Origin of the sequence: Comamonas sp. CAH-2, assembly GCF_009668305.1 — a bacterium.
GTDB lineage: Bacteria > Pseudomonadota > Gammaproteobacteria > Burkholderiales > Burkholderiaceae_C > Comamonas > Comamonas aquatica.
Genome location: NZ_VSWF01000019.1, coordinates 18,430 through 30,592, shown reverse-complemented (window position 1 = coordinate 30,592; position 12,163 = coordinate 18,430). Strand labels below are relative to the sequence as shown.

The window sequence follows — 12,163 nt, the reverse complement described above, 5'->3', positions numbered from 1 at the left end:
AACCTAGAAAAGGAAGGCCACATGACCACTACCTCCATCGATGACCTGTTTGTGCACAACAAGGAATGGGCTGCCCAGATGGAGCGCGACCGCCCCGGGTTCTTCACCGGACTGATGTCGCAGCAAAAACCCAAGTACATGTGGATTGGTTGCTCGGACAGCCGCGTGCCTGCCAACCAGATTACCGGGCTGGAGCCGGGTGAAGTCTTTGTGCACCGCAACGTGGCCAACGTGGTGGTGCCCAGCGACCTGAACTGCCTGTCCACCATCCAGTACTCGGTCGACCACCTCAAGGTCGAGCACCTGATGGTCGTGGGCCACTATGGCTGTGGCGGCGTGCTGGCGGCACTGGAAGGCATCCGCCTGGGCCTGGCCGACAACTGGACCCGCCATGTGCGCGACGTGCGCGACAAGCACTATGACCTGATCAAGGCCACGCCCGTGCAGTACCGCCACGACGTGCTGTGCGAGCTGAACGCCATCGAGCAGGTGATGAACGTGGCGCAGAGCACCGTGATGCAGGACGCCTGGGCCCGCGGCCAGAGCGTGTCGCTGCACGGCTGGTGCTACAGCCTGAAGAACGGCCACATCACCAACCTGGAGATGACCGTCCCCGGCGTCGGTGGCCTGCATGAAATCCACCAGCGCGCTGTGCAGCTGGTGGCCGAGCGCCAGCGTGACTGAACGGCGGGCAAGTGGCCGGCCCCGGGCCCTGCGCCTGGGGCGTATTGGCGTGCGTTGAGCCATGTTTCCCCAGCAGCTGGACGCTCCCCAGGCCTTTGGCATCGCCCAGGCGATGATGGATGGCTTTGACCGCCATTACCGCCTGTTTCGGGCTGAATCGGCCCGCGCCAAGCGCCGTTTCGAACAGGCCGACTGGAGCGGCCAGCAGACCGCGCAACGCGAGCGCATCGCGTTCTACGATCTGCGCGTTACCGAGTGCGTGCAGCGGCTGGAGACCGAGTTCCACGCCGGCCTGCTGCCCATGCCGGTGTGGCAGCAGGTCAAGCTGCACTACATCGGCCTGATGGTGGAGCACCTGCAGCCGGAGCTGGCGGAGACCTTCTTCAACTCCGTCACCACCAAGATCCTGCACCGCACCCACTTCCACAACGATTTCATCTTCGTGCGGCCGGCCGTCAGCACCGAGTACCTGGAGAGCCGGGACCCGGACGATGCGCCCACGTACCGTGCCTATTACCCCGGATTGCTGGACGCCTTGCCGCAGGCACTGCAGGCCCTGGTGCAGCAGCTGCAGCTGCAAGCCCCGTTCGAGGATCTTGCCCGCGACATCGCCGTGCTGGCCGCTCGCATGCGCGAGCGCTTGGCGGGCCTGACACTGCGGGCCAACTTCCAGATCCAGGTGCTGTCCAGCCTGTTCTACCGCAACAAGGGCGCCTACCTGGTGGGCAAGATCATCACCGGCTACACCGAGCTGCCGCTGGCCATTCCCATCGTGCACGGCGCCCAGGGCCAACTGGTGCTGCACGCGGCCTTGTTCGGCGAGGATGACCTGCACGGGCTGTTCAGCTTTGCGCGGGCCTACTTCATGGTCGACATGGCCGTGCCCAGCGCCTACGTGCAGTTTCTGCACGGCCTGATGCCGCGCAAGCCGCGTGGCGAAATCTATAGCGCCCTGGGCTTGGCCAAACAGGGCAAGACCCTGTTTTACCGGGAATTCTTGCACCACCTCAAGCATTCCAGCGACCAGTTCCGCATCGCGCCGGGCATCAAGGGCCTGGTGATGCTGGTGTTCGACCTGCCCAGTTTTCCCTACGTGTTCAAGCTGATCCGCGACCGCTTCCCGGCGCCCAAGGAGACCACGCGCGCCCAGGTCAAGGCCAAGTACCAGCTGGTCAAGCAGCACGACCGGGTGGGCCGCATGGCCGACACCATGGAGTACAGCCTGGTGGCCTTCCCGCGCGAGCGCTTCAGCGATGCCCTGCTGGCCGAGCTGCTGGCCCATGCGCCCGAGCAGATCGAGGTCAGTGACCGCGATGGCGACGGGCAGCAGGAAGTCATCATCCGCCACCTATACATCGAGCGCCGGCTGGTGCCGCTGAACCTGTACCTGCAGGAGTGCTTCGATGCCGGGCTGGAGCAGCCCCGTGCGCGCGCCAACATGGAGCGCTGCGTGATCGAGTACGGCAATGCCATCAAGGACCTGGTGGCGGCCAACATCTTTCCGGGCGACATGCTGTGGAAGAACTTCGGCGTCACCCGCGGCGGCAAGGTGGTGTTCTATGACTACGACGAGATCGAATACCTGACGGACTGCCACTTCAGGGCCATCCCCCCGGCACGCACCGAAGAGGAAGAGATGAGCGGGGAGATCTGGTGGCGGGTTGGCCCGCACGATGTGTTCCCCGAGACCTTCGGCCCGTTCCTGCTGGGCCATCCCGCCGTGCGCGAGGTCTTCCTGCAGCACCACGCCGACCTGCTGGAGCCCGCCTTCTGGCAGGCGCACCAGGCGCGCATCCAGCAGGGCCACATGCACGACGTTTTCCCGTACGACCCCAGCCGCCAGCTGCATGCGCCGGCGCTGACTTCGTGAACCTTTGGCTTGCCAACTGACATCAACAAGGAGACTTCCATGCCACAACACCAAGACCCCGTCGTCATCGTCAGCGCTGCGCGCACCCCCATGGGCGCGTTCCAGGGCGATTTTTCCGATCTGGCTGCCCACGACCTGGGCGGTGCGGCCATTGCGGCCGCCGTGGCCCGCGCCGGCATCCAGCCCGAACAGGTCGAAGAAGTGCTGTTCGGCAACTGCCTGATGGCCGGCCAGGGCCAGGCCCCGGCACGCCAGGCCGGCTTCAAGGGCGGCCTGCCGCAAAGCACCGGCGCCGTGACGCTTTCCAAGATGTGCGGCGCCGGCATGGAAGCCACCATCCTGGCCCACGACCAGCTGATTGCCGGCAGCCGTGACGTGATGATCGCCGGGGGCATGGAGAGCATGACCAACGCGCCCTACCTGCTGAAGAAGGGCCGTGCTGGCTACCGCATGGGCCACGACAAGGTCTATGACCACATGATGCTGGACGGCCTGGAGGATGCCTACGAAGCCGGCCGCTCCATGGGCACCTTTGGCGAGGACTGTGCCGCCAAGTACCAGTTCACGCGCGAAGCGCAGGACGCGTTTGCGATTGCCAGCGTGCAGCGCGCGCAGCAAGCCGCCCAAAGCGGTGCCTTCGATGCCGAGATCACCCCCGTCACCGTCAAGACCCGCAAGGGCGATGTGACCATCAGCGTGGACGAAGGCCCGGCCAAGGCCAAGCTGGACAAGATCGGCAGCCTCAAGCCCGCGTTCAAGAAGGACGGCACCATCACCGCCGCCTCCAGCTCCAGCATCAACGACGGCGCCGCCGCCATGGTGCTGATGCGCGAATCCACGGCCAAGCAACTGGGCTGCAAGCCGGTGGCGCGCATCGTGGCGCATGCCACGCACGCCCAGGCGCCCGAGTGGTTCACCACGGCCCCCGTGGGAGCCACCGAGAAGGCGCTGAAGAAGGCCGGCTGGAAGGTCGAGGATGTGGACCTGTGGGAAATCAACGAAGCCTTTGCCGTGGTGCCCATGGCGCTGATGGCCGAAATGAAGGTGCCCCACGACAAGGTCAACGTGCACGGCGGCGCCTGCGCCCTGGGCCACCCGATTGGCGCCAGCGGCGCGCGCATCCTGGTGACGCTGATCCACGCTCTGGAGCGCCATGGCAAGCAGCGCGGCCTGGCCACGCTGTGCATTGGCGGTGGCGAAGGCACGGCCATGGCCATTGAACTGGTCTGAGCGACCGCGGCGGCGCCGTCCTCCGGCGCTGCTGGGCACAGGGCCGCAGGGCTTGGCTTACAGTCGGTCCATGTGCCACCGGCCGCGCGCCCGCCTTGCGGGGTGCGCGCGGCCTTTTCCAGGATTTTCCGTATGCATGCAGAACTGCCCGAAGACGACCAGCCCCCCGCGCCCTTGAGCGCCGCGCAGGCGACCGCCTTCTGGAATGATTTTTCCGGCCAGTTGACGGCCCTGGCCGCGCTGGACGGGCGGGCCTTTGTCGAGGCAGCCAACGCGCTGCTGCAGCGCCATGCCCCCGGCCTGTCGTTGGAGCTGGAAGGCACGCCCGGCCAGGACGGCGCCCGCCTGGTGGTCACGGCCCACGGCAACATCGAACACTTTGAGGCGGCGCAGGCCGTGGTGCGCCAGGCCCCGCCGCTGGCGGGCTATGCCGTGCAGGCCTTCCGCAGCCGCGCCGCCGGCAGCAACTTCGCCATGCGCCTGCAGGATTTTGAGCTGTCCTGTGACGATGTGCTGGTGGCCCACTATGACGCGGGCGGCATCATCGGGCTGGCGCTGTCGTTCGCCCAGGCCGTGCCGCCGCAGCTGCAGGAGCAGGCCCGGCACATGGCCTTCATCCTGCTGGACCATGCCCTGGGCGAATGGGATTTCGCCGTGCGTGTGGGGCCGGTGGAATTTGTGGACGCGCAGGCCGATACAGTCCCGCTGTCGCAGTTCCCCGCCGTGTTCGATGCCTTCCAGCGCGAGGTCCTGGGACGCACCTATGACTTTCCGCAGGAGGAGCAGGACCGCTGGATCTCACTGGAAGTCCGCCCCCGCGATGCCGACGAGGACGATGCCCCCGATCTGCTGACCTTCCACGACAGCGCCCATGCGTTGGCCACGCGGGCCGACCTGTGCTATTTGCTGACGCTGCGGTTCCCGATGGACAGCCAGGAGAGCCTGGACTGCGCGCGGGCGGCCCAAGACGCGCTGGATGCGCAGCTGCTGGCCCAGCAGCGCGGCGTCCAGGCCTTCACGCGCATGGAGGGCATGCAGTCCCGCGTGGCGGCCTTCTATGTGGACGACCCGGACGTCGCCGCCGCCTTGGCCCGCCAGCTGGCGGCCGAGCACGCCCCGGGTCTGGACGCCGCACTGGCGCTGGAGTACGACCCCTCCTGGCGCGAGTACCTGGGCATGTACAGCGCCATCCACCGCCACGACCGGCGCGCGGCCGAGGAGGTCGCATGATCACCGGCGAAGACCAGTTGCGCCAGTTGTACGCCATGCCGGCCGAGCGGGCCCTGCGCAAGCAGCAGGCTGCGCTGGATGCGCATTGCCAGCGCTTCATCGCGCTGTCGCCGTTGTGCGTGCTGGCCACCGGCGGCGGTGCCGGGGCGCTGATGGACGCGTCGCCCCGCGGCGGCGCGCCGGGCTTTGTGCACGTGCACGATGCCCAGACCCTGTGGATCCCCGATGCCGGTGGCAACAACCGGCTGGACAGCCTGAGCAACCTGCTGCACGACCCGCGCATTGGCCTGCTGTTCATGGTGCCCGGGGTGAACGAAACCCTGCGCATCAATGGTACGGCCCGGCTGCGCGATGAGCCGGCCTGGACCGGGCACTTTGCCGGCGCGCACTTCACCCCCAAGCTGGTGATCGAGGTACAGGTGCGCGAAGCCTATCTGCACTGCGCAAAGGCGCTGATGCGCTCGCGCCTGTGGCAGGCTGAGGCGCAGGTGGAACGCTCGGTCCTGCCCAGCATGAACCAGATGATCCACGCGCAGATCGGGCTGGACACCCCGCCGGAAAGCCAGGCGGCGATGGAGCAGCGCTACCAGCAGCAGATTGCGGCGGAGCGCGCGCAGGATTGAACCAGTTCCGCCGTGTGCGGCCGTGAACTGAGCAAAAGGGAGTGGTATGGCAGTGATTTTGGTGATGGGGGCTTCGCGCGGCATTGGCCGCGGTCTGGTGCGGGCCTGTGTGGCGCGCGGCGACCGCGTGATCGCCACCGTGCGCCAACGTGCGGATGGGGTGGCCCTGCGGGCCGAAGGCGCCGAGGTGCTGGTGGTGGATGTGGCCGATCCCGCCAGCGTCAGCGGCCTGGCCTGGCAGTTGGACGGCCAGGAGATCGACTGCGCCTGGTATGTGGCCGGGGTGTGGGATGCCGGCACGGCGGCCCACCCGCCCACCCAGGAGCAGTTTGACCGCGTCATGCACACCAATGTGCTGGGCGCCATGCAGGTGCTGCCCCAGGTCATGCCCGGCGTGGAGGCCGCTGGCGGCACCATGGTCTGCATCAGCAGCGAGATGTCGCGCCTGTCGCTGGCCGACGCGGATGCCTGGCTGTACCGCGTTAGCAAGGCGGCGGTGAACATGGTGGTGGCCAGCGCCCAGCCGCAGTGGCCCGGTGCCACCGTGATCGCGATGGACGCGGGCTGGGTGCAGACCGAGATGGGCGGCGCCGCCGCACCGATCACGGTCGAGACCAGCGTGCAGGGCATGCTGGACACGGTCGACCAGCTGACCCTGGAGGACCGGGGCGGCCTGCTGCGCTACAACGGCGAACGCTGCAAGGGCTGAAAAAGCATAGCTGGCAGCGCAGGATAGACAAGCACTTCAAATACTTTTTGTATTGAAACCAAGCAAGCACCTGCGCTGGCAGCTCTTATTGATATAAAACCAAGGAGACACCTTCCATGCTGCTGACCGAAGACCAGCAAATGATCCGCGAGGCCCTGCGCAGCTTTGTGCAGGAGCAGATCACCCCCCACGCCGCGCGCTGGGACAAGGAACACCATTTCCCCCAGGACGTGCACCGCGGCCTGGCGGCGCTGGGCTGCTACGGCATCTGCGTGCCCGAGTCGTACGGCGGTGCCGGCCTGGACTATGTGAGCCTGGCCGTGGTGCTGGAAGAGATTGCCGCCGGCGATGGCGGCACCAGCACCGTGATCAGCGTGACCAACTGCCCGGTCAACGCCATCCTGATGCGCTATGGCAGCGAGGCGCAAAAGCAGCAATGGCTCAAGCCGCTGGCGCAGGGCGACATGCTGGGTGCCTTCTGCCTGACGGAGCCGCATGTCGGCTCGGACGCCTCGGCGCTGCGCACCACGGCCACCCGCGATGGTGGCGATTACGTCATCCAGGGCGTCAAGCAGTTCATCACCAGCGGCAAGAACGGTGACGTGGCCATCGTGATCGCCGTGACCGACAAGGCCGCGGGCAAGAAGGGCATGAGCGCCTTCCTGGTGCCCACCCACACCCCCGGCTATGTGGTGGCGCGGCTGGAGGACAAGCTGGGCCAGCACAGCAGCGACACGGCGCAGATCAATTTTGACCAGTGCCGCATCCCCGCCACCAACCTGATCGGCGCCGAAGGCGAGGGCTACAAGATCGCGCTGAGCGCGTTGGAAGGCGGGCGCATCGGCATCGCCGCCCAAAGCGTGGGCATGGCGCGCGCCGCCTTCGAGTGCGCGCTGCAGTACGCCAAGGAGCGCGAGAGCTTTGGCCAGCCCATCTTCAACCACCAGGCCGTGGGATTCCGGCTGGCCGACTGCGCCACGCAGATTGAGGCCGCGCGCCAGCTGATCTGGCATGCGGCCAGCCTGCGCGATGCCGGCCTGCCCTGCCTGAAGGAGGCGGCCATGGCCAAGCTGTTTGCCAGCGAGATGGCCGAGCGCGTGTGCAGCGCCGCCATCCAGACCCTGGGCGGCTACGGCGTGGTCAGCGACTTTCCGGTCGAGCGCATCTACCGCGATGTGCGCGTGTGCCAGATCTACGAAGGCACCAGCGATGTGCAGAAGATCCTGATCCAGCGCGCGCTGGCCTGATGAGCGTCGGGTGGGGCTCCGTCCTGGGCGCTGCACGGCCAGGGGTGCTCACCGCCGTTCAGACGTCTTGCACCGGCGGGCGGGTGCTGCGGCGCGCACGCGGCTGGGCCCGTGGCAGCTCCATCCCCAGGTCGCTCAGGCGCTGCTTGATGAACAGGGCCGGCACGGCGAACACATGTTCCAGCTCGGCCATGCTGCGCGCCTGCATCTGCTCGACGGCGTAGCGCAGCGCCGGCTCGGGCATCAGCAGGCGCAGGGCGAAGTCGTTGGCTTCCAGGTTGTGGGGCACACCGAAATCCAGCCGGAAATCCTCGGACAGGTGCAGCTCGCGCTGCATGCCGGGGCGCAGGTGGTGCAGGGCCACGTGCGCCAGGGCGTGTGCCACCACATAGCGCTGGTGCAGGTGGGGCAACTGGCGTGACAGCTGCAGCTGGGCCTGGTTGCCCGCGGTGATGGACAGGCGGGCACTGCAGGGCACGCTGTCTTCCAGCGACAGGCGCACACCCATGCTTTTGACGATGTGCGCAATGTTGACCGGGACCGTCTGGTCCCAGTGCAGCTTGAGGATGCCTTCAGCCAAGAGTGCCATGGGCTGCATTATCGCTATCGGCGCCGGCGGGGGGCGCTGTCTGCCCCCATGCGCTGGCGGTGGTGCTCAGGGCGTGGCCACCGCCGGCTGGCCCGTGCGCATCTGCCGGGTGACGGGATCGATCTGGGCCGAGGGGATCTGGTAGTGCTGCGCACCGAACAGGTCGATGCCGCACTCCAGGTTTTCAATCCAGCAGTAAAAGTCTTCGATCGCCCGCTTGCCGATGATGGGGGCGCCGTGCTGGGGCACCAGCATCTGCACGTCCAGCTGGCGGGCCATCTGGGCCCACAGGCGCAGGATCTTGTTGGACACCATGTAGCGGCGGTGGAAGGCTTCCATGCGCGGGATGTGGCTGGGCATGTGAACCACGGGCTTGCGCGCCTCGGCCCCGGTGGTCATGGACACCGCCAGGTCGCCGGTGAAGAGGATGCGGCTGATCGGGTCGTAGAAGTGGAAGTTGCCCTCGGAGTGCATGAAGTGCGCCGGCAGCAGCAGCAGTTCGGTGCGCCCCAGCGGCAGGCGGCCGCCGCTGTCCGGCACCCCGATCACGCGGTCTTCGGTCTTGCCCACTTTGGTGAAGTGCGGCGCGAAGCGTTCCCAGACGCGCGAGATGACCAGAGAGGCCTTGGTGCTGCTCATCCAGCGGTCCAGCGATGCGATGATGTCCGGGTCGGCGTGGGAGGCGATGACGTAAGAGAGCTTTTGCGGCGCAAAGTGCCGTGTCATGCCCATGAACAGCTCGTTGAAGGCCAGGTTGCCGCCGGGGTCGATGATGGCGCCGGTGCCATGGTCGACGATCAGGAACTGGTTGCACTGCACGGCCTGCCCATCTTCCTCCATGAGGTCGGTGAACATCAGGCAAGCGTGGGTCTTGTCACGGTAGAGTTCGATGGCCATCTGCAGGGTCAATGCGGAAAAAGGGCCCACTGTAGGAGACGTGGCCCGGCCAGCGCTTGATCAAGCGCAATCCTCCGTATGCTGCGCACCCGGCCGGTGGGCGCAGACCCTCGCCCAGCCGCCGCAGGCTCAGCGGGCCGGCGCAGGTGGCGGGGTGGTGCCCGGCGCAGGGGTGTTCGGCAGAACTGTATCGGGCAGGGAGGCACGCCCATGGGCCGTGGGGTCGGTGGGCAGGTACAAAGGTCCGCGCTGGCCGCAGGCTGCCAAGGCCGCCGTACAAACGGCAAGGGCAATGCACCTGACTAGAATTTGGGGAGCATTCAACATGAGTGGATTGTAATGACCGACCTTGAATATTTAGACAGAGCCGAGCAGTTGCTGCTGGCCGTGGAGCAGTCGTGCGATCGGCTCAACGATGAAACCGACGCGGACATTGATGCCCAGCGCGTGGGGGGGATGGTGACCTTGGTGTTTGCCAACCGCACGCAGATCGTGATCAACCAGCAAAAGCCGTTGCATGAAATCTGGATGGCGGCCAAGGCCGGCGGCTTTCACTACAAGTTCGATGGCCAGCACTGGCAGGACACCAAGGGCGGCGGTGAGTTCTTCGAGAACCTGAGCCGTTTTGCCAGCGCCCAATCGGGACTGACTCTGGCATTCACCGCCAAGACGGTCTGACGGCTGGCGGGCGATCGCCAAGCCGATGAATGAAAAAAGCCCGGTGGGTGACCTCCGGGCTTTTTTGTGGGCGCATCAGTTGCGGAACAGGTCCAGGATGCGGCTGCGCTCTTCTTGCGGGGGCGCCTCCGTGGGCTGATCGGGGTTGAAGTACCCGGGGTTCATGCCCAGCGCGGTCACGCCGGTGCCGCCAGCATATTCCTCGTAGAACCATTCCCCCCCCATGTTCACCACCCCCGGAGGCACGGGGTAGGTGGCAACCGGCACGTCCTTGAGCGCGTGCTGCATGAAGCTGATCCAGATCGGCAGGCTGAGGCCGCCACCGGTTTCGCGTGAACCCAGGTTGCGCGGGGTGTCGTAGCCAATCCATGTGATCGCGGTCAGCGTGGGCTGGAAGCCGGCAAACCAGGCATCGACCGCATCGTTGGTGGTGCCGGTCTTGCCATAGATGTCCGGGCGCTTCAGCGTGGCCTGCGCGCGCGCCGCAGTGCCGGATTTGGCCACGGTCTGCAGCATGCTGTTCATGATGAAGGCATTGCGTGCGTCGATGGCCTGTGGCTGCTCTTCCAGCGGCTTGGGGGTGTAGGCCGACAGCACCTGACCCTTGTGGTCCGTGATTTTGAAGATCAGCCAGGGGTTGATGCGGTAGCCACCATTGGCAAACACCGAGAAGGCGGTGGCCATCTGCATCGGGGTGACCGAGCCGGCGCCCAGGGCCATCGTCAGGTAGGCGGGATGGCGGCTGGCCTCGAACCCGAACCGGGTGACCCATTCCTGGCCGAACTGTGGGGTGGTGAACTCCAGCACGCGAATCGACGGGATGTTGCGCGATTTGGCCAGGGCCGTGCGCAGGGGCATCGGGCCTTCGAATTTGCCATCGTAGTTGCGTGGCTCCCATGGCTGGCCGCCGGTGACGTTGGCGCCGAAGAACATGGGCGCGTCATTCACCAGGGTGGCAGGGCCCACACCCTTCTCCAGGGCCGCCGAGTACAGGAACGGCTTGAAGGACGAGCCGGGCTGGCGCCATGCCTGGGTGACGTGGTTGAACTTGTTTTTCTGGAAGTCAAACCCACCGACCAGCGCGCGGATGGCGCCGGTGCGAGGGTCGACTGCGACAAACGCGCCTTCCACTTCAGGCAGCTGTGTGGCCGACCACTTGCCCTTGCCGGTTTCGATCACCCGGATCACGGCGCCCGGGCGGATCTTGATGTTGGGTGCCGCCTTGTCGCTCAAGCCCGATTCCACGGGCTTCAGTCCGTCCCCGGTGATGACGATCTTCTCGCCGTCAGGGCGTTGCACGGTCATCGACTTGGTCGAGGCTTCCAGCACCACAGCGGCCAGCACATCCCCGTTGTCGGGGTGCTGGGCCAGGGTGTCGTCAATCACATCTTCCAGCGCCTGGGCATCGCTGGGCAAGGCAATGAACTTTTCGGGGCCGCGGTAACGTTGGCGCCGTTCGTAGTCCATGATGCCCTTGCGCAGTGCGGCATAGGCCACTTCCTGCTCGCCAGCGTTGAGGGTGGTGTAGACGTTCAGTCCGCGGGTGTAGGCATCGTCACCGTACTGGGCATAGACCAGCTGGCGGGCCATTTCGGCCACGTAGTCCGCGTTCACGCCCACGTTGTGGTTGGCGTTGCGCAGTTGCAGCGGCTCCTCACGCGCCAGGCGTGCCTGCTCGGGGGTGATGAAGCCGTTCTCTTCCATGCGGTCGATGATGTAGAGCTGCCGAATGCGAGCACGCTTGGGATTGCTGATGGGGTTGTAGGCCGAGGGGGCCTTGGGCAGCCCAGCCAGCATCGCAGCCTCGGCGATCGAGACATCCTTGAGGGGCTTGCCGAAGTAGACCTCGCTGGCCGCCGCAAAACCGTAGGCCCGGTGACCCAGGAAGATCTGGTTCATGTAGATCTCGAGGATCTTCTCCTTGGTCAGCAAGTGCTCCAGCTTGAAGGTCAGCAGGATTTCATAGATCTTGCGCGTGTACGTCTTCTCGGAAGACAGGTATACGTTGCGGGCCACTTGCATGGTGATGGTCGATGCGCCTTGGCTCTTGACCTTGCCCAGGTTGGCCAAGGCCGCACGCAGCATGCCCTTGTAATCCACGCCGCCATGCTCGAAGAAGCGGGTGTCCTCGATCGCAAGGACCGCATCCACCATGACCTTGGGGATATCGTTGATGGGCGTGAGCGTGCGCCGCTCTTCGCCGAACTCTCCCAGCAGAGCGCCTTCGGCCGAGTAAATGCGCAGCGGCAGCTTGGGGCGGTAGTCGGCCAGCTCGGACACGTCCGGCAGGTTGGGATATGCCATCGCCAGGGCTACGGCAATCACCATGGCCAAGGCCAGCGCGCCAGCGACCGCCAGGCCGATCAGCCATAAAAAAGCACGCACCAGCCAGTGCATGCGTGCGTG

General features: G+C 66.0%; 12 protein-coding genes. 8 read left to right on the top strand and 4 right to left on the bottom strand.

All coding sequences use genetic code 11. The annotated features are described in order from the left end of the window. Positions 1-21: 21 nt before the first annotated feature. The 7 genes from can to FYM52_RS11680 all read left to right on the top strand — a co-directional run bounded on the left by can (position 22) and on the right by FYM52_RS11680 (position 7,593). Positions 22-684, top strand: a complete 663-nt coding sequence (gene can, locus FYM52_RS11710) for a carbonate dehydratase (RefSeq protein WP_042414435.1) — start codon at positions 22-24, stop codon at positions 682-684. A gap of 61 nt (positions 685-745) precedes the next feature. Then, positions 746-2,554 (top strand): bifunctional isocitrate dehydrogenase kinase/phosphatase, encoded by a 1,809-nt coding sequence (aceK, locus tag FYM52_RS11705; RefSeq protein WP_154164222.1) that lies wholly within the window; start codon positions 746-748, stop codon positions 2,552-2,554. 39 nt (positions 2,555-2,593) lie between these two features. Beyond that, the gene (locus tag FYM52_RS11700; RefSeq protein WP_154164221.1) at positions 2,594-3,784 is read left to right on the top strand and encodes an acetyl-CoA C-acyltransferase; all 1,191 of its coding nucleotides are present in this window, start codon (positions 2,594-2,596) and stop codon (positions 3,782-3,784) included. Positions 3,785-3,916: 132 nt separating this feature from the next. Then, positions 3,917-5,014: a hypothetical protein gene (locus FYM52_RS11695; protein ID WP_154164220.1), complete on the top strand. Its 1,098-nt coding sequence runs from the start codon at positions 3,917-3,919 to the stop codon at positions 5,012-5,014. After that, complete coding sequence (locus tag FYM52_RS11690; protein ID WP_154164219.1) at positions 5,011-5,637, top strand: pyridoxamine 5'-phosphate oxidase family protein; 627 nt, start codon at positions 5,011-5,013, stop codon at positions 5,635-5,637. Before FYM52_RS11695 ends, FYM52_RS11690 begins: the two co-directional genes overlap by 4 nt. Positions 5,638-5,683: 46 nt before the next feature. Further along, positions 5,684-6,346, top strand: a complete 663-nt coding sequence (locus FYM52_RS11685; RefSeq protein ID WP_154164218.1) for an SDR family oxidoreductase — start codon at positions 5,684-5,686, stop codon at positions 6,344-6,346. A 116-nt stretch (positions 6,347-6,462) separates the two neighbouring features. After that, positions 6,463-7,593 carry an acyl-CoA dehydrogenase family protein gene (locus FYM52_RS11680; protein WP_042414417.1) on the top strand — a complete coding sequence of 377 codons (1,131 nt, stop codon included), beginning with the start codon at positions 6,463-6,465 and terminating at the stop codon, positions 7,591-7,593. A gap of 58 nt (positions 7,594-7,651) precedes the next feature. Here FYM52_RS11680 and FYM52_RS11675 read toward each other — a convergent pair whose 3' ends face one another. From FYM52_RS11675 to FYM52_RS11665, 3 genes are all read right to left on the bottom strand, one after another. Beyond that, entirely contained in the window at positions 7,652-8,182 is a 531-nt protein-coding gene (locus tag FYM52_RS11675; protein ID WP_162524708.1) for an ImmA/IrrE family metallo-endopeptidase, read from the bottom strand. 66 nt (positions 8,183-8,248) lie between these two features. Next, positions 8,249-9,079, bottom strand: coding sequence for an MBL fold metallo-hydrolase (locus FYM52_RS11670; RefSeq protein ID WP_154164217.1), 831 nt, complete (start codon positions 9,077-9,079; stop codon positions 8,249-8,251). Between the two features lie 129 nt (positions 9,080-9,208). Next, positions 9,209-9,406 carry a lipoprotein gene (locus FYM52_RS11665; protein ID WP_154164216.1) on the bottom strand — a complete coding sequence of 66 codons (198 nt, stop codon included), beginning with the start codon at positions 9,404-9,406 and terminating at the stop codon, positions 9,209-9,211. Positions 9,407-9,418: 12 nt separating this feature from the next. Between FYM52_RS11665 and cyaY the strand changes: the two genes are divergently transcribed. Further along, positions 9,419-9,757: an iron donor protein CyaY gene (gene cyaY, locus FYM52_RS11660; protein WP_154164215.1), complete on the top strand. Its 339-nt coding sequence runs from the start codon at positions 9,419-9,421 to the stop codon at positions 9,755-9,757. Positions 9,758-9,832: 75 nt separating this feature from the next. Here cyaY and FYM52_RS11655 read toward each other — a convergent pair whose 3' ends face one another. Then, positions 9,833-12,154 carry a penicillin-binding protein 1A gene (locus tag FYM52_RS11655; protein WP_154164214.1) on the bottom strand — a complete coding sequence of 774 codons (2,322 nt, stop codon included), beginning with the start codon at positions 12,152-12,154 and terminating at the stop codon, positions 9,833-9,835. Positions 12,155-12,163 lie beyond the last annotated feature (9 nt).